Origin of the sequence: Bacteroides sp. CAG:189, assembly GCF_000432295.1 — a bacterium.
Taxonomy (GTDB): Bacteria; Bacteroidota; Bacteroidia; order Bacteroidales; family Bacteroidaceae; genus Bacteroides; species Bacteroides salyersiae.
Map to the genome: position 1 here is coordinate 1 of NZ_HF990978.1, position 26,203 is coordinate 26,203.

21 protein-coding genes are annotated in these 26,203 nt (G+C 42.4%); 13 read left to right on the top strand and 8 right to left on the bottom strand.

From position 1 onward, the window contains the following. Window positions 1–255: 255 nt before the first annotated feature. The 5 genes from QVP90_RS00680 to QVP90_RS00700 form a co-directional block, all read right to left on the bottom strand. On the bottom strand, window positions 256–1,611 hold the full coding sequence (locus QVP90_RS00680; RefSeq protein ID WP_021935414.1) for a glycosyltransferase family 39 protein: 1,356 nt from the start codon (window positions 1,609–1,611) through the stop codon (window positions 256–258). A 6-nt stretch (window positions 1,612–1,617) separates the two neighbouring features. Then, window positions 1,618–2,913, bottom strand: a complete 1,296-nt coding sequence (locus tag QVP90_RS00685; RefSeq protein ID WP_264380999.1) for a glycosyltransferase family 2 protein — start codon at window positions 2,911–2,913, stop codon at window positions 1,618–1,620. Between the two features lie 111 nt (window positions 2,914–3,024). After that, entirely contained in the window at window positions 3,025–4,653 is a 1,629-nt protein-coding gene (locus tag QVP90_RS00690; protein ID WP_021935416.1) for a sigma-70 family RNA polymerase sigma factor, read from the bottom strand. Between the two features lie 334 nt (window positions 4,654–4,987). Continuing rightward, a complete protein-coding gene (locus QVP90_RS00695) occupies window positions 4,988–6,007 on the bottom strand; it encodes an energy transducer TonB (RefSeq protein ID WP_021935417.1) in 1,020 nt (339 codons plus the stop codon). Window positions 6,008–6,029: 22 nt separating this feature from the next. Next, window positions 6,030–6,587, bottom strand: coding sequence for an NUDIX hydrolase (locus QVP90_RS00700; RefSeq protein WP_211460113.1), 558 nt, complete (start codon window positions 6,585–6,587; stop codon window positions 6,030–6,032). 218 nt (window positions 6,588–6,805) lie between these two features. Between QVP90_RS00700 and QVP90_RS00705 the strand changes: the two genes are divergently transcribed. From QVP90_RS00705 to QVP90_RS00720, 4 genes are all read left to right on the top strand, one after another. After that, window positions 6,806–7,492: an energy transducer TonB gene (locus QVP90_RS00705; RefSeq protein ID WP_005928904.1), complete on the top strand. Its 687-nt coding sequence runs from the start codon at window positions 6,806–6,808 to the stop codon at window positions 7,490–7,492. Window positions 7,493–7,626: 134 nt separating this feature from the next. Further along, entirely contained in the window at window positions 7,627–8,256 is a 630-nt protein-coding gene (locus QVP90_RS00710; RefSeq protein WP_005928907.1) for a hypothetical protein, read from the top strand. A gap of 50 nt (window positions 8,257–8,306) precedes the next feature. Next, on the top strand, window positions 8,307–8,870 hold the full coding sequence (locus tag QVP90_RS00715) for a cob(I)yrinic acid a,c-diamide adenosyltransferase (protein ID WP_005928910.1): 564 nt from the start codon (window positions 8,307–8,309) through the stop codon (window positions 8,868–8,870). Between the two features lie 72 nt (window positions 8,871–8,942). After that, window positions 8,943–9,164, top strand: a complete 222-nt coding sequence (locus tag QVP90_RS00720) for a DUF2795 domain-containing protein (RefSeq protein ID WP_002558131.1) — start codon at window positions 8,943–8,945, stop codon at window positions 9,162–9,164. A gap of 69 nt (window positions 9,165–9,233) precedes the next feature. Here QVP90_RS00720 and QVP90_RS00725 read toward each other — a convergent pair whose 3' ends face one another. From QVP90_RS00725 to QVP90_RS00735, 3 genes are all read right to left on the bottom strand, one after another. Beyond that, window positions 9,234–10,421, bottom strand: coding sequence for a porin (locus QVP90_RS00725; RefSeq protein ID WP_021935420.1), 1,188 nt, complete (start codon window positions 10,419–10,421; stop codon window positions 9,234–9,236). Between the two features lie 72 nt (window positions 10,422–10,493). Then, window positions 10,494–11,555, bottom strand: a complete 1,062-nt coding sequence (gene ansB / locus QVP90_RS00730) for an L-asparaginase 2 (RefSeq protein ID WP_021935421.1) — start codon at window positions 11,553–11,555, stop codon at window positions 10,494–10,496. A 35-nt stretch (window positions 11,556–11,590) separates the two neighbouring features. Next, window positions 11,591–12,901, bottom strand: a complete 1,311-nt coding sequence (locus tag QVP90_RS00735; protein WP_005928919.1) for an anaerobic C4-dicarboxylate transporter family protein — start codon at window positions 12,899–12,901, stop codon at window positions 11,591–11,593. Window positions 12,902–13,066: 165 nt separating this feature from the next. On the opposite strand from QVP90_RS00735, the gene QVP90_RS00740 reads away from it, so the two are divergent. The 9 genes from QVP90_RS00740 (at window position 13,067) to QVP90_RS00780 (ending at window position 26,123) form a co-directional block, all read left to right on the top strand. Further along, window positions 13,067–14,500: an aspartate ammonia-lyase gene (locus QVP90_RS00740; RefSeq protein WP_021935422.1), complete on the top strand. Its 1,434-nt coding sequence runs from the start codon at window positions 13,067–13,069 to the stop codon at window positions 14,498–14,500. 684 nt (window positions 14,501–15,184) lie between these two features. After that, entirely contained in the window at window positions 15,185–16,150 is a 966-nt protein-coding gene (locus tag QVP90_RS00745) for a PorP/SprF family type IX secretion system membrane protein (protein ID WP_005928933.1), read from the top strand. Between the two features lie 14 nt (window positions 16,151–16,164). Further along, window positions 16,165–17,595: a formylglycine-generating enzyme family protein gene (locus QVP90_RS00750; protein WP_005928935.1), complete on the top strand. Its 1,431-nt coding sequence runs from the start codon at window positions 16,165–16,167 to the stop codon at window positions 17,593–17,595. Window positions 17,596–17,597: 2 nt separating this feature from the next. Continuing rightward, window positions 17,598–18,449, top strand: coding sequence for a T9SS inner membrane protein PorL/GldL (gene gldL, locus QVP90_RS00755; RefSeq protein WP_021935424.1), 852 nt, complete (start codon window positions 17,598–17,600; stop codon window positions 18,447–18,449). 12 nt (window positions 18,450–18,461) lie between these two features. Next, window positions 18,462–19,958, top strand: coding sequence for a type IX secretion system protein PorM/GldM (gene gldM / locus QVP90_RS00760; RefSeq protein WP_005928940.1), 1,497 nt, complete (start codon window positions 18,462–18,464; stop codon window positions 19,956–19,958). Between the two features lie 26 nt (window positions 19,959–19,984). Continuing rightward, complete coding sequence (gldN, locus tag QVP90_RS00765; protein ID WP_005928942.1) at window positions 19,985–21,097, top strand: type IX secretion system protein PorN/GldN; 1,113 nt, start codon at window positions 19,985–19,987, stop codon at window positions 21,095–21,097. A gap of 75 nt (window positions 21,098–21,172) precedes the next feature. Next, window positions 21,173–21,757, top strand: a complete 585-nt coding sequence (locus tag QVP90_RS00770) for a porin family protein (RefSeq protein WP_005928944.1) — start codon at window positions 21,173–21,175, stop codon at window positions 21,755–21,757. 76 nt (window positions 21,758–21,833) lie between these two features. Beyond that, on the top strand, window positions 21,834–24,290 hold the full coding sequence (gene priA / locus QVP90_RS00775; protein WP_007480064.1) for a replication restart helicase PriA: 2,457 nt from the start codon (window positions 21,834–21,836) through the stop codon (window positions 24,288–24,290). Between the two features lie 33 nt (window positions 24,291–24,323). Further along, on the top strand, window positions 24,324–26,123 hold the full coding sequence (locus QVP90_RS00780; protein WP_021935425.1) for a DUF4091 domain-containing protein: 1,800 nt from the start codon (window positions 24,324–24,326) through the stop codon (window positions 26,121–26,123). Window positions 26,124–26,203: the final 80 nt, after the last annotated feature.

Consider the following 26,203-nt stretch of genomic DNA (forward strand, 5'->3'; position numbering starts at 1 on the left):
CTCCGTCTGTAGTGGTGTTATAAGCAAACTGGGTGAGATTTCCGTTACTGAATGCATTGAATACGGTTGTCATTACGATTACTACTGATACTACTAAAGCTTTCATATGGCTCTTGTTTTTATGGTTTATATTCGATTTTTGTTTCTTTCGATGTTGCAAAGATAGGATAGCCTTGTATCATAGTATGTTATCGTAACGTTATCTTTACGTTAATGTTTTTCTTCATATATCTCCGGAATATTGCTTTGTTTTGGTTATTCCAGTTTTTTCAAAATTTGCCTGATCCAATTGTTCGACATGGCGTAAAACCAGGCCATAGGTACAAAACAAAACAGGAATCGTTTAGCCGAATATGCCAGAACATTTTGGATACTGTCCCACTTGTAGTCGATTTGGTAGAGAGCAATCATATATAAAGCAGACGAAATTAGGATCATCATCAGTATCGGGAGATTATCTCTCTTTTTTATTAAATACCAACTGTTCAGTATGAGTGATAGTGATAGGAAAGTAAAGGTCCAACCGTAATAAGTCGTATTCATAAAATGTAGTTTCATGTATTGCCAGATGATACCGGCTTTGTCCGCATCCCAATAAGGGTGAAGTATTGCGATGCTTTCTGCATATAAATTGGCCAGTTTCTCAAAAAGTATCCATAATAAAGCCGGAATGAAAGAAAAAAGTACAGGTATCGGACTTTTCCATGTTTTCTTTATTATTGCATCTATCGTAATAACGAATAATGCAGCCAGAATAAACACGATTCCATCCGTGCGGGTCCAGATATTCAGCCCCAGTGATAAGGCACCGAGATATAAGTCTTTTTTTTCTCTGTATTTAAACCAGATAGCTATATAAATAATTCCCAATGATGCACTGACGGCATGAATGACATTCGTGGCCGACAGTGATGAAAAGGCAAACATCTCCGGGGTAATCATCATGAAAAATACGGCAATGGCGGAACCTGTCTTGTTTATGACGCGTTTCATGCAGCCATAGAATGCTATCAGAAAGGACAGGTATATCAATGCCGGAATAAGTTTTGAGGTTTCCGCTCCCAATAGATATACGAATGCATAGCTTAATTGGACCATCGGTGCATATACGATATAGCTTCCTGCATTGTGAATTTGTGGCATATAATCTGCCTGGAATAAACTTAATCCTTTCAATGTATGTTCCTGTGCTATTACATAGCCTATGGTGTCGAATCCGGCAAGGCTGTCCCTATCGTAGGTCGGGAAATAGATGCATTTGGAAAAATTCATATATTCCAGATACACAATAAGCGCAATGAAGAAGAGCCAGATAAGATTATAATCAGATAATTTGAAAGAAAGGGGTTGCTTGTAGTATGCCATAAGCTCTTCTTTCCGCAGATATAGCGGAACCGATAAGATGATAATCAGAAAGAGACCGGCTGTCAATATACTTGTGGCGGTTAGTGGAATCCCCGACAGATCAATCAGAGCCATCATCATGGTTTCCAGTCCCAGTCCGACGGGAAAGGCAAGGCCTGCTTTTTCACTTGTAGAAAACCGGATCGAAATAAGATGGATCGTGAGAAATCCTATTATGAATAGGATAATTATTCCTAAGATAAGCATATGTTATTATTTGGTTTGAGGTTTTAGAGGTAATACGCCGTGCTGAAATTCTGTATCGACCGGATAAGGCAACTTTTCCGTTCCTTTTCCGTTTACGATGGCAACATGGGTTATTTCATCCTTATATTTGCCGGTTTTCCGTTCACTTTCCAATATTAATTTACGGGGATACAGGAAACGGGTGGCGTAGATTTTGTTATCGATGTTTTGGGTGAATGGGCTGCCTTTCTCATGGAAATCTTTTGAGTCGGGATAAAGAATAACGGCATTTTCCGGTGTTGCCTGTTTAAGGTATAAGAGATATTCATAGCTGGTGCCGAGTTTCATCTGCATTTTCTGTTCAAAAGTTAGTTTGGGATACTTTTTGATTGTTTCCATATTGCCCCTGAGTAAGTTAAAATACACCCAGTGATATCCGGGTTGTTTGGAGAATGCATAAAATACTAAAAGTGCGGCAAGGATTAAAAAGGATACATTTTTTAGGAGTCTTCTTCTGTTTGTCACAGGCCGTGATTGGTAAGCGGTGTTTGCTTTACACATGTTTCTGTATTGCATCGGTTGCCACTTGTTGTGGAATCGGAATTTGAATAGAATGCAGATTGCTTCAACCCCATCACACCATTTAATCTTTTTCCCCTCTTGCTTGGAACGTGGATAATAATTTATCGGAACTTCTTTTATAGCATAGCCGCATCTGCGTGCCTTTGCGGTAATTTCGGGACAGAATCCGAACCGGTCATAGGTAAGCGGGATAGATTTCAACACAGATGCATCGAACATTTTGTAGCAAGTAGGTTCATCGGTAATTTTGCAGGAGAAAAGCAGACTTGTAATCAAGGAAATCAGTCTGCCGCCCCAATAGAAACTGTGATACGAATATTTATTATTTCTGTTTAAGAGTCTGGAGCCGTACACGATCTTGTACTTTCCCGATAAAATAGGTTGCAATAAGATTGAATAATCATTGGGATCGTATTCTAAATCGGCATCTTGTACGATGATAATCTCGCCTGTGGCATTGGTAATTCCGGTTCGTATGGCATATCCTTTTCCTCTGTTTTCTTTGAGCCTGATATATTTGATGTACATCTCGGAATGCGATTTCATTACCTGTGCCACTTTCTCGTCTGTGTGATCGGTAGAGCAATCATCGATGATGATGATTTCTTTTTTAATGGTTTCGGGTAAATCCACACGTATGATCTTTTCTAAAATACCGACGATTGTTTTAGATTCGTTATAAGCAGGTATCAGTATCGAGAGTTTTTTAATGCTATTCTTCGCTTGCTTTTTATTTTTCATGGTATACGCATTCATTCTTTTTTATTATCTATAAGTAAGATAATCTTTCCGGTAAATGACTGCATGCCCAAATGATTTTACGGAGAATTTCTTTCTTTTTTATTCAACTCTTTACCAGCTAAAACGTATCCCGACAGGGATGGTGAAGGTCACCGGATGTTCTTTTCGGATGGTGCGTAGTCCGCTTCCGTCGGGAATGTAATAATTGAGAGTAGGCTCTACGTAAAAGCTGGTGTGAGGAGTGAAATGATATTGCGCACCCACACTTGCATTGATCGACCATTGGAGAGGTACGCTCAGTGAACGGTTGTCAATGTTGACTGATGCGCTGTCCATCATGTGCGAAAAGGTGTGGAGCGTTCCTTTCAGAGGAATATCTACCTGTATACCGGCCGTAGAGTAGAATGAAAGTTTTTTGAAATGTCCCCAACGGTAGGAGGCGCGTAGTGGAATGCCTATATAATGGAGCTTTTGTATTTCCTGGATGCGGTATTCTTCTCCCGTACTGAAGTCCGATTTCAGAAAGGTATATTGCAATCCCGTTTCGAGACTCCAACGACTGTTTAGCTTTTTATTTATGGCAAGTCCGATTGTAATCGGAGAATCATGATGTTGGTATTCTACAATCCTTCCCTGATTGTTTTCGGCAATTTTCATCAGGGTAAGCGAATCTCCTAAAGTTCCCTCTTGGTAACGGGTGTTCAGATAAGCATAATATTCTTCCCAAGTGCCTACTTGTTGGGGGAAGTCTGCACCTACTTCATCATCATGAGGGATCGCGATCAATTTGTATAGATTCTGTGCTAATTGCGGGCCTACCGATCCTGCTAACATAAGTTTCCATTTCCCGGTTTTCCGGGTACGCTGGTGGGGTACAATCTTTTCTATCGGATATGTACCGGAGATCGTTGCGTCTGGTAATTTCGAATCGGACGATGGTAAAGGTATGCTTGCCGTAAGTTCACTTATAGGCAGGGTAGATGGAAGTGGCTCAGTATATACCGGCGGAGGAGTAATGGCCATATCGGGTAGTTGCCGGTATTTATCTTTGTGGCGAACAGGCTGTTCCGAGGAATCTGTCTGTTTGGTCTCCTGCTTTTTCTCTGCTTTTGTTTGGCGTATTACCAATTTCGACAGACAGTTTTGTTTTTTCCAATGATCATGAAAGTTGAACAATGGAATGAAGAACAGTAACAACAGGATGAGAATCAAGCGGTAATTGACGATCATCTTTTTTAGCAGGGCTTTTGCGCGATGCAGTTGAGAAGATGATGAATGAGGGGCTATATTCAGTAGATCGCCTATTTCTTTGTGGGATAATCCTTCGAGCACTGCCAGTTTGAAAACTTTTGAGTATCCTTCCGGCAAGCGTTCCACCAGTTCCATCATTCGGTCGTACGATATGAACTCCGTCACTAAAGGATTGTCTGCCGGTTCGTCTTCTTCGCACATTTCGGATAAAGGAACGGTGTAAGTAGAATTACTTTGATTGAGATACCGGAGTACTGTGTTCTTCATTATGACTCCCATCCAGCTTTCCAGCCTTTCAGGATTACGCAAAGAGCCGATAGAACTAAAAATAACAATGAAACCATCATGAAGCAGGTCTTGTGCAATTTGCCTGTCGGGCACATAACGAAGGCATATCTTCATCATCTTCCCCGAATAAGTATTGTAGAGCGAGTTTAGAGCCTGCTCATCTCCTTTTTTGCACAAATCTACAAAATCAGTTCTATCCATGTATGTATCACGACAATATTATAAATATGATACATAAAAATAGTAAAGACTGCATAAACCGGATAAATTTAACATTATAAAACGATCGGTCTTTTTGTAACAGTATGAAGTTGAGGAAAAATGTTGGTTATATATAATTACAAATGTTGAATATTAATTGAAATGTATAATTAGTTGATAAATAATGGATTATAATCTTTACTTTTTCGACATGGAGTTTCGATCTATTTCTCGTAGAGTTTCGGACTGTTCCTCATAGAGGAACGGTTCGTTTCTCTACGAGAAACAAATTTGTAACATTGCTTCTTGATGATAAATTGTGACGTTTTAGCTGTTACTGTTTTTGTGCTACCGATGGTCTGAAAGGTATATAGAGCACATAGTTGCATGCCACCGGTCGGCTTTCTGACATTGCCGGCAGATATTTGGGCATGCCCTTGACTATTCTCAGTGCCTCTTCTGCGAATTTCGGATGCGAGTATTGCAAGATATGTGCATTTGTCACATTACCTTCCCTGCTTACTGTAAACTGGCAGAGGGCATATCCTTTGATTGATTTTTCCAGTAGAGAAGGCGGGTAGGTCATGTGCTTTGTCGCATAAGTTTCCGGAGTACCTTCCGGAAATTGCGGTATCGCTTCCAGTTCTTTCCCGGATTCGATACTTTGCCACAGCCCGGCAGGAAAGATACCCGAATATTTCGGCTGTTTGTATTCATCGGGAAATGCTTTGTTTCGGTCGCGCAAATCTTTTAGCAATGTTTGAGTGTCTTTTATAATCATACTTTCCGGAACCTCTTTTCCTGTGGATAAAGCATAGGCCGATTCGCAGATCTGCACCAGACGGCCCATCAGCGTAGCACTATCCGGTGACCATTTTTTTCCTGTCATTACTTTTCCCTTATCATTTGTGGCGCTAAAATAATAAGTGGTTCCGTCCAGTCCGGTGGTTGAACCGTCCATATCTTGTATCTGCCCGGTGGTTAGTTGCAGAAGCTCACCGAATGCCTGATAGAGTGCTTTGCTTATTGCCACGGATTTCCTGTTTACTTTAATTTGGTTCCTTTCTGCTTGCCAGCTATTTTGCGACAGTGTGTTCGAAACAAGGTAATATTTGCCACCTTGTACTTCTGTCGATACAGTGTATTCCGGTGAGAAAGAGGGCAAGGCGGTATATTGTGCGTAAGGCTGTTTGGTCAGTCCGGTGTTCAATAGCGAGAATACGTTGCAATAATATCCGCTTAATTCGTCTTTATATTTGGTGTAATCCTTTATAGGTTCCAGATAGTCGATTTGTCCCATCACCCGGCATGACAGCAGGAAAAGCAGGAGTAGAATCGTCGTTGTTTTTTTCATATCCGATGTTAGTTGAGAATGTTTAGATGAGCCGCTTTTCTGCCATGTACCTCCAGAGCGGGGCGGCGTGCAGTGATTGCATTATTTCGTTGTTCAATAGTAGTTGTTTCACCTCTTCCAGTGTGAGCAGGTGTACCGTCAGGTCTTCCGTGTCTTCCAGATGCTGTGGGGCTATGGGTTCCACGTCAGTTGCTAAAAAACAATAGGTAACGTTGGTATGTGTACTGGGATTGGGCGACAGTACCATGTATTCCTGCCAGTTTCCATTTCCATATCCGGTCTCTTCCAGCAGTTCGCGTTGTGCGGAGACCAGCGGTGAAGCGTCTTCTGTTTCGCATACTCCGGCGCACAATTCATAGCAGGTCCGGGCAATTCCCGGTCGGTACTGGCGTACAAAGATAAAGCGATTGTCGCGGGTAATTGCGATCATGTTTACCCAGTCGGGATATTCGAGGATATAATATTCCGGTATGCGGTTGCCGTTGGGCAATTCCATGTTGTCACGGCGTACGGTGAGCCACGGACGGCGGAAAATATATTCACTGCTGAGGGTTTTCCAGACAGAATCTTTTGTCTTCATAAAATCAAAGTTTGGTACATCTGTAGGCAAAGATACTACTTTTAGCTTAATTTTAAGAAAATAACGCACTTATTTCTTAAATAATCATTTGAGAATGAACAGTCTATCGGTAAAAATGCTATATTCACAGTAAATAAAAAAGCGCGTTAAGTAATCTGAGCAAGAGATAGTATATACTATATATATTTTCTATTATTAATTACTTAAATTCATTTTTTATGGAAGTAAAGAAATCCAAAAGAGCAGCGATTGAGAACCAACGCGGTACTTGGTTGCTTATGGGTTTTGTAGTAGTGCTTGCTTTCATGTTCGTTACGTTCGAATGGACACAGCATGACATCAAAGTTGCTACCGGCTCGCTCGCCGATGAACCCGTTTTCGTTGAGACACTTCTCCCTATCACGTATCCCGAAGAGAAGCTGGAACCACCGCCCCCACCGGTTGTAAAAGTGGCAGAATTGCTCAATATAGTCGATGATGATGATCTGGAAGCAGATGCAGTGGTTTTGGGATTTGATGATTTTGAAGATCCGGTTGAAATAAAATACAGACCGGTTGTTGTAGAAACAGAAAACGAGCCAGTCGAAGATGAAATTCTTGTTACGGCCGAAAAGATGCCGGAATTTCCGGGTGGAAATGGGGCTTTGTTACAGTACCTTAACAAGAATATTAAGTATCCTGTTGTCCCCCAGGAACAGGGGATCCAAGGGAGGGTGATTATTCAATTTGTGGTTGACAAAGACGGAACGATTACCGATCCTGTGGTAGTGCGCAGTGTAGATCCTTATCTGGATAAAGAGGCGCTTCGTGTGATTAAAGCAATGCCGAAATGGAAACCGGGTATTCAGGGAGCCAGATCGGTTAGAGTGAAATACACAGTGCCTGTTACCTTTAGATTGCAGTAAGATCTTTTAATTGATTGAATGAATAAGCCGGCCCGGTTGTAAACGAGCCGGCTCATTTTTTATTCCGGTGTTTGATTATTCTCTATGAACTAAAAAATATATCTTTGCTGCAAAATATTACAGTATACCCCGCTATGAACATCATACTTGCTTTAAAACGGCCTTTTATCTGGCTTTCCCGTGTGCGCCATCGCTGTGGATATGGTGTACATTCCCCTTTTGCCTTTGAATTGATCACTTGTCTTTTCTACGAGAAAACTCCTTATTACGCTTATAAGGAATTGGCGCAGGAAGAAAAAAAACAGAAGAGGAATCATGGTAAAGGATGGCGAAACGAGTCTCTTAAAGTAAAGCGTCTGTTGTTCCGGTTGGTAAACAGGATACAACCCGGTACGATTATCGATTTTGGTACTCCATCCTCTTCTTCTTTGTATTTGCAATCCGGAAAGGCAACTGCCGATTATACGTTTGCTTCCGAGCTTTCCGAACTTTTTCTGGAAGCGGACGTACCCGTAGATTTTCTTTATATACATTGTCATCAGAGTCCGGTTCTGGTGGAAGATGTTTTTCGTATTTGTCTTGCACGGGTCGTTCAGCAGAGTGTTTTCGTGATTCGTGGCATTCATTATTCCAAAGCAATGAAGAACCTTTGGGAGCGATTGAAAGCGGATGATCGGGTAGGTATTACTTTTGATCTTTATGACGTGGGGATTCTTTTCTTTGATAAAACAAAGATAAAACAGCACTATATAGTCAACTTCTGATTATATTTGTGTGTTAACCATATAAAATGAATTCCTAAAGAACGATGATTATGAAGAAGAGCCTTGTATATACAAAGACCGGAGACCGTGGTACTACCGGATTGATTGGAGGAACACGCGTGTCGAAAACACATATTCGTCTGGAGGCCTATGGTACGGTAGACGAACTGAATGCTAATCTTGGATTATTGATCACTTATCTCAATGAAGAGCATGATAGGGAATTTCTTTTGCATGTGCAAAATAAATTGTTTGCTATAGGCTCTCACCTGGCTACCGATCAAGACAAAGTACGGTTGAATGAAGTCAGCATCATTACCCCTGCCGATGTGGAGCAGATTGAACATGAGATAGATGCTGCCGACGAAATCCTTCCCCCTTTGAGTAATTTTGTGCTTCCCGGTGGCGCGGCCGGTGCTGCCGTCTGTCATATCTGCCGTACGGTGTGCCGGCGTGCCGAACGGCGGATACTTACTCTGTCCGAAAGTAGTACAATTTCTCCTGAATTGTTAGCTTATGTAAACAGATTATCAGATTATTTATTCATTTTATCACGTAAAATCAATTTTAACGAGGGAAAAGAAGAAATATTTTGGAATAATAGTTGCAAGTGAAATTTTTTGTTATACTTTTGCCGAAAAATAGAAACCTAAGATTAATATTCACAATTTAAATACTTATAGCTTATGTATTGGACATTGGAATTAGCATCAAAGTTGGAAGATGCTCCTTGGCCGGCAACTAAGGATGAGTTGATTGATTATGCCATGCGTTCGGGAGCTCCTCTTGAGGTAATAGAGAACTTGCAGGAAATGGAAGATGAGGGCGAAATCTATGAAAGTATAGAAGATATATGGCCGGATTATCCGAGTAAGGAAGACTTCTTTTTCAACGAGGAGGAGTATTGATTCTGAAAAAATGACACAAATAAAAAAATGCCCGGTAGTGATAAACTTCCGGGTATTTTTTATTTATGCTTAAAATACAGGCATTTGCCAGATGAACCCTACGGATATGCGGTTGGTGGAGTAGTTTTCTTGTCCCAGTATTTTGGCACGGGAGGTGAAGTTGTACGAACGTCCTACATAGGTAAGGAAAAAATGCAGATTTGTTTCCATCGGATAATATTCTACTCCGGCAAGATAGCCCCAGGAAGTACGGTAATTGCCTTTAGCGATATCTTCTGTGCTTTTAGTTACAGAAGCGGTCTCGTACATCCCTTTTACGAATACATTCCATTTGGGTAGGAAACGGTAGTTCAGCTTGGTGACTACCGACAGATAACCAGTATCAAAAGCATTGTGTCCGCCGGGGCGCCCGACAATTCCGGTGATTGTTCCGTTTCTGTCTATCCCTTCTTGGGCATACATAAAATCGAGAAACATATTGAACTTGTCCAGATTTAACTCGTTACCTAATGCATAGTAATACATGTTTTTGCTTTTTGCTTCGTTTAGAATAGAAGCAGACCAACGGGTCTTGAATATATCGTTGAAAGTTCCGTTCCAGTTCAATGTATATACCAGTGGGAGTTTACCTGATTTCAAGTCGGGCAGTTTCCCCTCTTCATTCTCGGTAATTCCATAGGTACTGTCAAATGAGCCGTTCCGGCTGTTCAATATCTGTAGATTAAGCTGCTGGGTGGAGGTCAGATTATAGCCGATATTCAATCCGGTCATGAAATTACTCATGTTCTCGATCATATCACTGTATTCGTAGATATCGATCGGATTCAGATCGAATTCAATTCCACCGTAGGCGGTACATTGCTTACCGGCAAAAAGGTTGAAGCGATTGTTCAGCTTTATTCCGATTCCGGCATAATCGATGGAAGTAGGAACATTATCAATCATTCCGCCTCCGTCGTTGGAACGGTTCAAGCGTTGGCGATAGCGGTAAGAGAGCCAGTTGTTGATGTTTCCTTTCATTTCGATACGTAGCTGCCTCATTTTGAAAGCCCCTTCTTCGAATCCGTCTCTGAAGTTTGCATCAAATCCTCCTTGCATATTGAGGTAAAGGTTGAATTTATCCGATTTCTTTTTTACATCGGTCAATTCCTCAAATAGCGTTTTATCAACCATGAATTTCTTACTTTTCTCTGTCCTTTGGGCATATACCCCCTGAATACTACCCAAAATGAGTAGCATAAACATTAATTTTTTCATAAACAGTTAGGTTAATGAATTAGTGATTAGTGATAAGTGAATTTACTAATCACTCACTACCAATCACTAATTTTAGTATTCATTGAAATATTCCTGTATCTTTTTCCAGTCATTGGTTTTGGTCAATGCAAGCATGAGTAATACGCGTGCTTTCTGCGGATTTAGCTCCTGAGATGCAACAAACTGATATTGGGCATCGTCCACTTCTGCATCCAGCGTTGTAGGACCGGTGGGTACTCTGGAAGAACGGACAACGAGTATTCCTTTTTTACGGGCATCAATCAGTACAGGGAAAATGTTTTTATGAATATTTCCATTACCTACTCCTGCATGGATAATACCTTTATATCCATTTTCCAACAGGGGAGTTACCATGTCGGCTTCTATGTTTGAGTAACTATAGACGATACCTACTTTGGGGAGTGATTCCAGGTAGGTCACGTCAAAAACGGATTGTAGGGTATGTCTCTTTAATGGAGCCTGATTATAATAGGCTTTTCCGTTGAAGATGTACCCCAAAGCTCCGGAGTTGGGAGCTTGAAAAGTCTGCACGTCGATCGTGTTCATTTTCTGAACGCTTTCTGCTCCTAAGATGAGGCCGTTCATGGCTACCAATACGCCCTTACCTATGGATTCTTTGGCACCTGCGGTGACTACGGCATTGTAAATATTGAGCGGACCGTCTGCACTTAAAGCGGTAGAAGGGCGCATGGCTCCCACCAACACCACCGGCTTATTGCTTCTTACTGTCAGATTTAGGAAATAAGCAGTTTCTTCCATGGTATCTGTTCCGTGGGTAATCACGATACCGTCTATATCCGAACGTTTCAATAATTCGTTTATCTTTTTGGCAAGCGTGAGCCAAACAGCATCATTCATGTCCTGTGAACCGATTTTTACAATCTGTTCACCGGTCACATTGGCAATATCGTTTAATCCCGGAACGGCATCCAGAAGGGTACTGATAGCTACTTGGCCGGCTGTATAGTTTGTAGAAGTGGCCGAGGTACCTGTTCCGGCAATGGTTCCACCGGTTGCGAGGATGTGGATGTTAGGTTTTCCGGCGGCGAGAGCTGCGGTTGCGGATAGTAATAACACGACTACTATCAGGCTTAATTTTTTTAATTCTTTCATGACTGAATGGTTGTTTAGGTTTAATATATTACAGTTTAATAAATTTGTATGAACAGAAGTCCCAGTACGATGGCCACCACTGTCGATACGATACCGGGCATCATAAAGGAATGATTCAACACATATTTGCCTATTTTTGTTGTACCGGTACGGTCAAAATTAATAGCTGCTACCACTGTGGGGTAGTTGGGTATGAAAAAATATCCGTTGACAGCCGGAAACATGGCAATAAGCATATAAGGAGAAATGCCTAAAGCAATTCCTAAGGGCATCAATGCCCGTACAGTGGCAGCTTGGCTATAAAGCAAGATGGACATGATAAACAGCGCGATACCGAATAGCCAAGGCATTTCACGCACGAACCCCTCAATAGATTGGGTCAGTTCACCCATATTTCCTTGCAGGAATGTATCACCCATCCAGGCAATACCGAAAATCGCTATTACTGCCTGCATTCCGGCCGGGAAGACAGAGCCTTGTGTTGCTTTCAAACCGTCCGTTTTGGTGAACAAAAGGATCAGTGCGGCTGCCGATAACATCACAATTTCAATGATGGACGACATTCCTAACGTAACGATTTCTCCGTCTATCAGAAAAGAAGGGCGCATCCCTTCAAACGATCCGAAAAATACAATAAATATAGTGGCCAGTATGAAGATAAGTACGGAAACCAACGCGTGACGCTTGTTCTGCACATCTTTAATGGTTACTTTGTGCTCTTTGATGAGTCCTTCTGCTATACGTTTCTGATATTCGGGATCATCTACTAACTCTTTTCCTACACGCATCGAGAAGAAAGCTCCTGCCAATACACCGATAATAGTTGCAGGAATCGTTATTTTTAAAATATCGAATAAAGTAATATCGAATCCGGCCAATAAGCCTAACAGGGCTACGGTTGCTGCCGATATGGGACTTGCCGTAATGGCCTGTTGTGAAGCGATAACGGCAATGCCGAGGGGCCTTTCCGGGCGGATTTTGGTTTCGGTAGCTACCTCTGCTATTACCGGAAGAACGGAGTAGGCAACATGCCCTGTTCCGGCTACAAACGTAAACAAATAGGTTACGATCGGACTTAGAATAGTAACGTGAGAAGGATTTTTACGCAATAACTTTTCAGCAAGTTTTACCATGTAGTCGAGACCGCCTGCGGCCTGCATACACGAAGCTGCCGAGATTACGGCAGCGATCATCAGCATGACATCTATCGGAGGGGCTGTGGGTTGTAATCCAAAGCCGAAAGTAAGTATGGCAAGCCCGACGCCTCCCATTACTCCGAGTCCGATGCCGCCCAAACGGGCACCGACAATAATTGCAGTTAATACGAATGCTAATTGTAAAATCATATCATTTCTTTTAAGAATTCTGACAAAGGTAACTGAAATCTGTTACTGTAGTTTAAACAACAAAAAAAACGTTGAATGGTTTTTGCATATTTATTAAAACAATAACAGCCGGGGGTGGTTATTATATTAGAACAAATAAAAAATATCCTATTAAAAATAGAAATTATGGAACAGAATTTATCAAGAGAAACCCGTACGGAAAGTGACTTGATCGGTAGTCGTGAAGTACCGGCAGATGCATTGTACGGTGTTCAGACATTAAGGGGAATTGAAAATTTCCGTATCAGTAAATTCCATTTAAACGAGTATCCCTTGTTTATAAATGCGCTTGCTATCACCAAGATGGGGGCGGCAGTTGCTAACTATGAACTCGGCTTATTGACAAAGGAACAGGTGGATGCTATTCTTAAGGCCTGTAAAGAAATTCTTGAAGGCGAACATCATGGGCAGTTTCCGGTGGATATGATTCAGGGCGGTGCCGGAACGACTACCAATATGAATGCCAATGAAGTGATAGCAAACCGTGCGCTCGAGTTGATGGGACATCAGCGGGGAGAATATCAATACTGCTCACCCAACGATCACGTGAACCGTTCACAATCTACCAATGATGCCTATCCCACGGCTATACATCTTGGCATGTACTATACCCATCTCAAATTAGTGAAACATTTCAGTGAATTGATCGAGGCTTTTCAGAAGAAAGCTACTCTGTTTGCACATATTATCAAGATGGGGCGTACCCAATTGGAAGACGCCGTACCGATGACTTTGGGGCAGACATTTAACGGCTTTGCAAGCATTCTTCGTGATGAGATTAAGAATTTGGATTTTGCAGCACAGGATTTTCTGACAGTCAACATGGGGGCTACCGCTATCGGGACCGGAATTACTGCCGAACCGGAATATGCAGAGAAATGTATTGAAGCTCTGCGCAAAATTACCGGTTGGGATATCAAGCTGGCCGAAGATTTGGTGGGTGCCACTTCGGATACTTCCGCCATGGTGGGGTATTCATCGGCTATGCGGCGTGTCGCTGTGAAAATGAATAAGATTTGTAATGACTTGCGTCTGTTGGCTTCCGGTCCGCGTTGTGGCTTAGGGGAGATTAATCTTCCTGCCATGCAACCCGGATCGTCTATTATGCCGGGCAAGGTCAATCCGGTGATTCCCGAGGTGATGAATCAAGTCTCCTATAAAGTGATTGGAAACGACCTTTGTGTAGCCATGAGTGGTGAAGCAGCACAAATGGAACTCAATGCTATGGAGCCTGTGATGGCGCAGTGCTGTTTTGAGTCGGCGGATCTGTTGATGAACGGATTTGATACCTTGCGTACTTTATGTATCGATGGCATTACGGCGAATGAAGAAGTCTGTCGTCGTTATGTGCACGACAGTATTGGTGTGGTTACTGCGCTTAATCCTGTAATTGGTTATAAGAACTCCACAAAGATAGCCAAAGAGGCTCTTGAAACAGGCAGAGGTGTTTATGAATTAGTATTGGAGCACGGCATTCTTTCAAAGAAAGATCTCGATACTATTTTGAAACCGGAAAATATGATCAAACCGGTAAAGTTGGATATTAAGTCTAATAAATAATGGCTGATTTTGATTGGATCAGGATAAATGTGGGAATCTACTTTCAGGGGGATAGTACATGATGATTGTCGGTTTGTTGAAGAACAACTGTCATACATTATTTATGAGAGTAGATTTATGGATATAATAGAATTTCAAATATTATTCGTTCTTACCTAAATAGAGAAACAAATCAATCTCTAAAAAAGAAGATATGAGTGATACTTACTTTTCCATATATAAACTATATATTTTTCGGTAATTTGATGATAGGTTTTTAAGATTGAGGATATTAGCATGAAACAATAACAACATGGGGATGTTTCTGGTGAAAACATCCCCATGTTGTTATGCAAAACACCCGGATGTTCTTACCGACAACATCCGGGTGTTTTTTACATTAGATTTTATGGCTATATGATAATACCTTGTTTATTAATTGTTTAAACTCTTCATGAGCAAAGGCAAAGATACGATTATTCTCGGGGCATTTGTTTTGAATAAATTATTTTTTATTTTTTATCCAATGCTTTTTCAAATCAGGTTGTCTTCTAAAAGTATAGTAATAAAAAAGATGTGGAAATATGGAAACGACGACATTAGTTAAGGGGCGTTCTTTTATTTTTGGAAAGTCTGATTAACAGAAAAATACTTGATTTATTTCTTTCACACAATTTTTTTTCGGTTTTGTAGTTCTTTATACTGATGAACCGGTTTTTTTTTATATGTATTCTCACCACTTTGGCTTTATTTACCTCATCAAAGGTCAAAGCGCAGTTTGATGTGCACTTCAATCAATATTGGGACTTGAAGGGCTTCTATAATCCTGCTTGGGCGGGACAAACAGATAAACTAAATATCGCCGGAACTTATTCCATGCAGATGATGGGTTTCACTCATTCACCCCGTACGATGTATTTTGGAGCAGATATGCCTTTTTCGCTGTTTAATAAAAAACATGGAGCAGGAGCGGGATTTTTTAGTGATGCGATCGGTCTTTTTCGCAACCAGCGTGTTTGGCTGCAATATTCTTATAAACACCAGATTGGAAAAGGAAGGCTGGGCGTGGGATTACAATTGGGTTTTGTCAGTGTCTCGTTTGATCCGGAAAATATCTATTTAGGAGAAGATAAGCAGGAGGACCCTGCTTTTCCGACGGAACAGAAAAATGGTATGGGGCTTGACTTGGGGGTCGGAGGATTTTATTCACATCCGAAATTTTATGTCGGCTTCTCCGGACATCACCTTACTTCGCCGACCATAGAAATGGGGACTACAGAGGCCGGTGCAACGAGTAGTCTAAAGATTGATCCAATGCTTTATTTCACTGGCGGATACAATATTCAGACTCGTAATCCGTTAGTTTCCATACAACCGTCGCTATTATTACAGAGTGATTTAAATAAGGTAAGAGCCGATCTGACAGGACGTGTATTGTATACTTTTAATGAAAGAGTTTTTGTCGGAGGGCTTACTTATTCACCGGGAGTTTCCTTTACAGTAAGTATCGGAGCTACGATTCGTGGAGTGACGGTGGGATATGCTTACGAAGCTTATACGTCAAAAATCGGAATCGGGAATGGCAGTCACGATTTGATAGTAAGTTATGCGATGGATATCAATTTATTTAAGAAAAGTAAGAATAAACATAAGAGTGTACGAATCTTATAATTGTGGAGAAAAGGATGAAAAGTAAAAACTGTATAGCAGTGGCGTTACTGGTCGCTTTGCTTTCTTCGTGTATGGGACGCATGGCAGGAGGTGGCGGTACCGGCGGAGAAGTGGTAGGCGTCAGTGTCACGGCATGGAACGAGCCGGCTCCTTATGGTATGGTGCTGATAAAACGCGGTTCTCTTAAGATAGGACCGGAAGAACAGGACTCACTTTGGGGAGCACCTGTGCCGACAAAGGAAATCTCGGTTGAGTCTTTTTGGATGGATGAGACAGAAGTAACGGTATCTGAATACAAGCAATTTGTGTACTGGGTGCGCGACTCTATTATCCGTGAACGTCTGGCAGATCCTGCGTACGGAGGTAATGAAGCTTATAAAATCGAAGAAGACCGGGAGGGTAATCCTATCAAGCCATATCTGAACTGGTCGAAACCCATTCCTTGGAAAAAGCCTACGGAAGATGAGTTGATGGCGATTCAGAGTGTATACAAAAAGCATCCGATCGATGGTACGACGATGCTGGACGCTTCTCAGATGAACTATTATTATGAGGTTTTTGATTATGTGGAAGCTGCCAAGCGTCGGAATCGTTTGAATCCGAATGAACGGAATAAGAATACAGATATCGAAGTTAATCCGGACGAGGTGATCATGATCTCCAAAGATACGGCTTATATTGATGATGACGGTCGTATTGTGAATCGTACGATTACGCGGCCTCTCTCCAGCGAATGGGATTTCCTGAACAGTTATATAATCAACGTTTATCCAGATACGACATGTTGGGTGAATGATTTTCCGAATGCGAATAATGAATCGTACATGCGGTTGTATTTCAATCATCCGAGTTACAATGAGAATCCGATCGTAGGAGTTAGCTGGGAACAGGCGAATGCTTTCTGTGTGTGGCGTACGAACTATTTAATGGCTGGTTTGAAAGGACAGGCGCGATTCATACAGCGTTATCGGCTCCCGACAGAAGTGGAGTGGGAGTTTGCCGCGCGTGGACGTGACGGTAATAAGTATCCGTGGTCGGATGAAGAGACCAAGGATGAAAAAGGATGTTATAAAGCCAACTATAAACCGGGCAAGGGTGACTATACCAAAGACGGTAACCTGATAACTACTCGTGTAGGTGCCTATTCTCCTAATGTGAACGGGTTGTATGATATGGCTGGTAATGTTTCCGAATGGACATCGACTGTTTATACTGAATCAGGAGTGATGTCGATGAACGATTTTAATCCGGAATTGCAATACAATGCTGCTGTTGAAGATCCTTACCGTATGAAGAAGAAAGTGATTCGCGGCGGTTCATGGAAAGACGTGAATGCCCTTATCCGTTCGGATGCCCGTGCTTCGGAATATCAGAATGAACAACGTTCCTATATCGGTTTCCGGTGCGTGCGTACACAAGTTGGTTATAATAAGAAAGGAAGGTAATTATGACAAATAGAGAAAACAAGAGAAGCCTGCGGCAGAAAATACAAGATTTTATGTCTACTCCTAAAGGACAGACGATTATGAATTATGCTTATAATTGGGGAGCATCGGTTGTAATTATGGGTACACTTTTTAAGTTGACTCATTTGCCGGGAGCTAACTTTATGCTATTTGCCGGGATGGGTACGGAGGTTTTGATATTTTTCCTTTCGGCTTTCGATCTTTCGGGAGTGAAAAGGGATGGCACCAATGCAGGGGCTTCTGTATCATTGGGAGGAAACATACAAGCCGGAAATATTGTGTCCGGTGATGCTGTTGCCGATAATACGGAATTTTCCGGAATGTCGTCTGCGGATGATGTACCTGCCGGAAATAGGATTGCAGGGGGAGGCCCTTCGATTGTAGTGGTGCAAGGAGGAAGTGCTATGCAGGCGGGTACTCCGATACAGACCGGTTCTCAGAATATATCTCCGATGCCTGCCGGCCAGCCGGTTCAGCCAATTCAGCCTGTTCAAACTGTTCAGCCTGCTCCTACTGCTCCGTCGGCCCCGCCTATCACACCGGAAATGGAGGAAGCTACCACAGCTTATTTGGAGCAGTTGAAAGCAATGACCGAGATGCTTTCCCGTTGTACAGAGCAGGCACAAAGTGTTTCACAAGACACAGAACAGATGAATATGCTCAGCAAGAACCTTGCCGGTATCAATGCTATCTACGAAATGCAGTTGCGTAGTGTCAGCACACAGATAGGAACCATCGATCAGGTACATGAACAAACCCGCAGAATGGCTCGTCAGATTGAAGAACTTAATGAAGTATATGCTCGTATGTTGCAGGCTATGACTTCTAAATAAAAAAGAACGATTATGAGTTTTGGATCACAGACACCGCGCCAGAAGATGATAAACCTTATGTATATCGTTCTTATGGCATTGCTGGCACTCAACGTATCATCGGATGTGTTGCGTGGTTTTACTCTTGTGGACGAAAGCCTGACGCGTTCTACCTCCAACTCTGCCGAACAGAACCGTTCTCTTTATAATTCGCTGGCGGAATATATGGAGAAGAATCCGGAGAAAGTGGGGCCGTGGTATGAGAAAGCAATGCATGTAAAGCGGATATCCGACTCGCTCTATGTTTTTGTAGGAGATTTAAAGGCAAAGATCAACGAATCGAATCAGGAAGATTTGGAAGCAGCTTCCTATGTGATGTTTTCTCCGCGTACCGGGAAAGGTAAAGAGTTGGCATTAGGCATAAGTCAATATAAAAATGAAATTTTGGCACTGATAGAAGATCCGGTGCAGAAAAAAATTATTAGTGATAATCTTACGTTGAATATTCCCCGTCTTTTTGAAGGTACTCCGGTTGCAGCTGCCGTTACATTGCTGACCAAATTGCAGAGTGATGTGCGCTATGCCGAGGGGGAAGTCCTCCATACGCTGACAAAAGATATCGATGTACATGATGTACGTGTGAACCAGATCAATGCCTATGTGATTCCAAGTTCGCAGAATGTTGTGCGGGGAGGAAAGTTGAGTGCACAGATTATTTTGGCAGCCGTAGATACGACTCAGCGTCCTTCTATATTTATCGGTGACAAGCAATTACCGGAAGAGGCTCATGGCTTTTATGAAACGGTATGCAACAATACAGGGGAATTTACGCTTGCCGGATATCTGGAGTTGAATCATGGAAACGGAGATGTGTTGCGGCGTGATTTTTCACAGAAATATACGGTGGTAGAACCTTCTGCTACGGTGTCGGCAACATTGATGAATGTATTGTATGCCGGATATGACAACCCGATCAGTATATCTGTTCCGGGAGTACCGAGCGGGCAGGTGCAGGCAAGCATTGTGAATGGGAATGGTACCCTGCAGCGGGTAGCCAATGGATATGTGGCACGGCCTGCAACCATCGGTAAAGAGGCCGTGATACGGGTCACTGCAACAGTAGACGGACGTACACAGGTGATGGGTGATCATTCTTACCGGGTGCGCCAATTGCCCGACCCTTCTCCGTTCATTGAATATAAGGATGCTAACGGTAATTTGAAGCGTTATAGAGGTGGAAGCGGATTGTCGAAAGCTGTGTTGATGAATACGGAAGGTATTGTTGCTGCTATCGATGACGGACTGTTGAATATAAACTTCCAGGTACTTGGCTTTGAAACTACTTTTTTTGATAATATGGGTAATGCGGTTCCGGAAGTTTCGTCCGGCTCTAATTTCTCATCCCGTCAGAAAGATATGTTCCGGCGTTTATCCCGCGGAAAACGGTTTTATATCTCCCGGGTACGTGCTAAAGGACCGGACGGTGTAGAACGGTCATTGCCTACGACGTTGGAAGTAATAGTAAATTAGTAAAGAATTAAAATTACGAGTTACGAATGATGAAACGTAAGATTATTATAGCTGTTGGAGTTGCATTATTGTTGGGTACGCTTCCCACATGGGCGCAACCGAAAGCACGCGCTGCTCAGGAAGAGGATAAGAGTGCTAACGAACTTTCTGTTCGTGCTCAGACGAGATATCCTCATTCGAAAGCGCTTCCACAGGACGTGGTATGGACGCGTGAGATTTATCGTACATTGGATATGACGAAGGAGGAGAACGGTGCCCTGTACTATCCTGTCGAACCTATCGGAGATAGGATGAATCTTTTTACACTGATCTTTAAATTGCTGGCACAGAAGAAGATTCCGGCTTATGAGTATATGCTGGATGGAACTGAACGGTTGACTGCAGATAATGAAATAAAATTCCGTGACGTGCTGGATCGTTTCAGCATTTATTACGAACAGAAAAAGCTGAAGAATCGGAAAGACAGTGTGCTGATGATTGATAATAGTGATGTGCCCTCTGCCGATATATTGAGTTATTTCATTAAAGAAGTGTGGTATTTCGATCAGAGAACTTCAACATATGGTTCGGTAATAACAGCTATTTGCCCGGTGTATCACCGTTCGGAGGATTTTAGCTCGGAACGGGTCAAATTGCCTATGTTCTGGATTGATTATAAGGATCTTGCACCTTATCTGAATGGAGCCATGGTAATGGCCAGTAATTTTAATAATGTAGCTAACCGTAGTATGGATGATTTCTTTGTAACCCGTCAATATGCCGGTGAGATTTATAAAACTACCAATCTACAGAATCGTCCATTGGCTGAGTATTGTAAAACGGATAGTGCAATGACGGCAGAGCAAAAGCGTATTGAGGCTGAATTGGTTAGTTTTGAGAAGCATTTGTATGGTTCCGATACTCTTTCGACAGTAGCCAAACAAACGGCCAAAGAAAAGGTAACTACAAAGAAAGCTGCCAAAACGGCTACTAAAGGAGAAGAGGGGGCAAACGTTGAGCAGGGAGCGGCCGAACCACAAGAAGCGGTGAAAACGAATTCGAAAAAGAAAGGACGCGAAAAATCTTCTTCCAGCGCTCGTCAAGGATCTAAGCGCGAGTCTGCAGCACCGAAAGCATCGGTTCGAAGACAAAGACGATGAACAAAATAGTTCTAATTTGTGTTTTTAATTTTTAAATACATATCTTTGTATCGGATTTTAAATACAATTTGATTTATGAAAAGAATTATTAATGTATTATTGGTAGCTGTATGTATCGCTATGGCTATGCCCGCTCAGGCACAACTTAAATGGGGTGTTAAAGGTGGTTTGAATGTTTCGAAGGTTACTTTCGATAGTGATTTGCTGAAATCAGATAATATGGCTGGTTTCTTTATCGGGCCGATGGCAGAATTTACGATTCCAGTGGTGGGGCTCGGTGTAGACGGCTCGTTATTGTTTTCTCAGAAAGGTGTGAAGGCTGATAGTGATGCTTCTAAACAGTACGGTTTTGATATTCCTGTAAATTTGAAATATAATATAGGTTTGGGAAGCCTGTTTGGTATTTATATAGCCGCCGGTCCTGATTTCTATTTTGATATCTCTAAGGATAAAAGTGTGGCAAATATAGCTGAGGCTAAGAAAAAACGTGCACAAGTTGGTATAAACGTGGGAGCTGGTGTGAAGTTGTTGGGACATCTCCAAATAGGTGCGAATTATAATATCCCATTGGGGGACAGCTTTTCATTGGAAGCTGTAGGGCATGCTCTGGGCGGTGCTAAAACCAAGACTTGGCAAGTTTCTGCCGCTTACATTTTTTAAAGATATTTTCTTTAACAACTAAACATAGAGGCTCCTGCTAAGCGGGAGCCTCTTTTTTTGTATCTTTGTATCCGCAATGAAGAAATACGTCGATGTCATATTACCGTTACCGCTTCCAAGGAGTTTCACTTATTCTTTATCGGATGACAGTGCTGAGGATATAGAACCGGGGTGCCGTGTTGTGGTACCGTTCGGGCGAAAGAAATTCTATACGGCTATTGTTTGTAATGTACATTATTACGCACCTGCGGAGTATGAAGTGAAGGAAATTTCTGCTGTACTGGATGCTACTCCTGTATTATTGCCGGTTCAGTTTAAGTTTTGGGAATGGCTGGCCGATTATTATCTTTGTACGCAAGGAGATGTTTACAAGGCTGCGTTACCTTCCGGGTTAAAACTGGAGAGTGAAACCATAGTGGAGTATAATCCGGATTTCGAGTCGGAAGTGCGGCTCTCGGAAAGGGAACAATTGATTCTCGACTTGCTATCTGTAGATCCGGAACAATGCGTTACTAAACTTGAAAAGGAAAGCGGAATTAAAAACATTCTTACCGTAGTAAAATCTCTGCTTGATAAAGAAGCTATTTTTGTAAAAGAAGAACTCAGAAGAACTTATAAGCCGAAAACGGAAGCTCGCGTTCGGTTGACCGGAGAAGCCGATGAGAGGCGGTTGCACATCTTATTTGATATTTTATCCCGTGCGCCTAAACAATTAGCATTGTTAATGAAGTATGTCGAGCTTTCGGGGGTAATGGGTAAGGGTACTGTAAAAGAGGTTTCCAAAAAGGAGCTTTTGCAGCGTGCCGGTGTTTCTCCTTCCATATTGAACGGATTGGTAGAGAAAAAGATATTTGAAATATATTATCATGAAATCGGACGTCTGAATGGTTGTGGTGGTGAAACTTTTTCACTTAATCCGCTAAATGAACATCAGCAGCGCGCTTACGGTGAAATAACGGAAGTGTTTCTTGAGAAAAGTGTCTGTTTGCTTCACGGGGTTACTTCCAGTGGAAAAACGGAAGTCTACATTCACCTGATTGATGAAGTGATCAGGCAGGGCAAACAGGTGTTGTATCTATTGCCGGAAATTGCATTGACTACACAGATAACAGAACGGTTAAGACGGGTGTTCGGCACTCGATTGGGAATCTACCATTCTAAGTTTCCGGATGCTGAACGGGTGGAGATATGGCAGAAACAATTGGGAGATAAAGGATACGATATAATATTGGGAGTACGTTCTTCTGTTTTTTTGCCGTTTCGTAATCTTGGTCTGGTGATTGTGGACGAAGAACATGAAAATACGTATAAACAACAGGATCCGGCACCGCGCTATCATGCCCGTAATGCTGCTATTGTGTTGGCAGCTATGTATGGGGCGAAGGTTTTGTTGGGAACTGCTACGCCGTCTGTGGAAACCTGGTACAATGCTACTAACGGAAAATACGGGCTGGTTGAATTGAAAGAGCGGTATCAGGAAATCCGATTGCCGGAGATTCTTCCTGTCGATATAAAGGAATTGCATCGTAAGAAGCGGATGATCGGTCAATTTTCTCCCCTGCTTATTCAATATATACGTGAAGCATTGGATCAGAAAGAACAGGTAATCTTGTTTCAGAACCGGCGTGGATTTGCTCCGATGATCGAGTGCCGTACTTGTGGGTGGGTACCGAAGTGTAAAAATTGCGATGTTAGTCTGACTTATCATAAAGGAATCAATCAACTGACATGCCATTATTGCGGATATACCTATCAGTTGCCTCGTTCGTGTCCTGCTTGTGATGGGGTAGAGTTGGTGAACCGTGGTTTTGGAACCGAGAAAATCGAAGATGATATAAAAATAGCTTTTCCTGAAGCTTCCGTAGCACGTATGGACTTGGATACCACCCGTACCCGCTCGGCTTATGAAAAGATTATTGCTGATTTTGAACAGGGGAAAACGGATATACTTATCGGTACGCAAATGGTATCGAAAGGGTTGGATTTTGATCATGTAAGTGTGGTAGGTATTCTTAATGCGGATACGATGCTGAATTATCCTGATTTTCGTTCATATGAACGGGCTTTTCAGTTGATGGCACAGGTTGCCGGGCGTGCCGGAAGGAAAAACAAACAGGGGCGTGTCATTTTACAGACCAAAAGTATCGACCATCCTATCATTGCTCAGGTGATGGCGAACGATTATGAACAGATGGTTGCCGGCCAACTTGCCGAAAGGCAGATGTTTCACTATCCGCCTTATTATCGTCTGGTGTATGTTTATCTGAAAAATCGGAATGAGATCCTGTTGGAACAGATGGCTGATGTGATGGCGGGAAAGTTGCGTACTGTATTCGGGGCGCGTGTGTTAGGACCGGATAAGCCGCCGGTAGGCCGGATACAGACTCTTTTTATAAAAAAGATAATCGTGAAGATAGAATATAATGCATCGATGGGGCGTGCCAGGGAGTTGTTGTTGCAAGTACAACGGGAAATGATTGAAGATGAGCGTTTCAAATCGTTGATTGTGTATTATGATGTAGATCCCATGTAATTTGAATATATATTTATCCTTAAAATAGAAGCTATGAAGCGAATAACCTTATCATTATTTTCTTGTCTATTGAGTTTTGGAGTGCTTTCTGCACAGCAGGGAGTCACTCAGTGTGGAGTACCTACGGGGCAGACGCCTTTTCCGGTTTTGACTTATACGGAATTACCCGATCCGATGCAGCCCGTGCCCCGGGAATGGGCTATGGTTAAGACTCCGCATGTCTCTTGGGGTAGTACGGATGTGCGTTATGCAAAACATAAAGTGCCGCAGTTGAAACAGCAAAATACACTTCGTCTACATGCTTGGCGGGGTGAAAAGGTAAATGCTCAAGCCGTTGTATGGACCGGTAGTGAAGTGGAGAATTTGAAATGTACGCTTTCTGATTTAAAAAACAATAAAGGAGGGCTACTTCCCTCTGATGCCTGGAATATCGGTTTTGTACGTTATGTGATGACGGATGAGTTGAACAAAGATGGAAAAGGGGCTTGCGGACATCGTCCTGACCATTCACTGTATGATTCTTTGTTAGTGGCCGATCCGATAGATCATATGCTGCAAAGCGGATTGCTTGAGGCTATGACTACACAACCGGTTTGGGTGAAGTGCCAAATACCGCAGTCGGCTGCTCCCGGTATTTATAAAGGAGAGGTGTGTGTTAAAGACGGCGACCGTTTGTTAGGCAAGTTAAAATTGGAAATTCATGTTTCTGACCGCGTGTTGCCTGTACCTTCAGAATGGACTTATCATTTGGATCTTTGGCAGAATCCGTTTGCTGTGGCCCGCTACTATCAGGTTCCGCTCTGGAGTCAGGCTCATTTGGATGCCATGCGTCCGTTGATGAAAATGTTGGCAGATGCCGGTCAGAAAATAATTACGGCAAGTATTATGCATAAACCTTGGAACGGGCAGACGGAGGACTTTTTTGAAACGATGGTAACCTGGATGAAAAAGGCAGACGGTACTTGGGGCTTTGACTATACTGTGTTCGACCGTTGGGTGGAGTTCATGATGAGTGTTGGCATTGACCGGCAGATAAACTGTTATTCAATGGTACCGTGGGAACTTTCATTTCAGTATTTCGATCAGGCTACCAATAGTATGAAGTCTGTGAAGACGGCTCCGGGAGAGAAAGAATATGAGGAAATGTGGATAGCTATGTTATCTTCTTTTTCACGGCATTTACGTGAAAAGGGTTGGTTTGGTATTTGTACGATAGCAATGGACGAGCGGCCAATGGAGGTTATGCAGAAAACTTTGGCGGTTATTCGAAAGGCTGATCCGGAATTTAAAGTTTCTCTGGCCGGGAACTATCATGCGGAAATAGAACCGGCTCTTTATGATTATTGTATCTGTATCGGACAGGAGTTTCCGGTGGATGTGCGTATGCGTCGCGCTTCGGAGAATAAACTGACGACCTATTATACATCTTGTGCAGAAGCGTATCCGAATACGTTCACTTTTTCGGATCCGGCAGAGGCGGTATGGATGAGTTTCTATTCGGCTCAGAAACATCTGGACGGGTATTTACGTTGGGCATACAATAGCTGGCCTCTTGAGCCCTTGCTCGATTCACGGTTCAAGACATGGGCCGGTGGTGATACTTATCTGGTGTATCCGGGGGCTCGTAGTTCCATTCGTTTTGAAAAATTGATAGAGGGTATTCAGGCACATGAAAAAATAACCATATTGCGTAAGGAGTTCTTGGATAAGGGAAATAAGAACGGTTGGAAGAAGATAGAAAAGATGCTGTCTACTTTCCGTCTGGAGGATTTTCCGGAGATTCCTGCTGCCGTGACCGTAAATCGTGCAAATGAAATTTTGAATTCGTTTTAATGATGTGCCAATTAATAATATGCCAATATGCTAATGTGCCAATGTGCCAATTGGCTGCACTATCATGCCGAACGGCACAT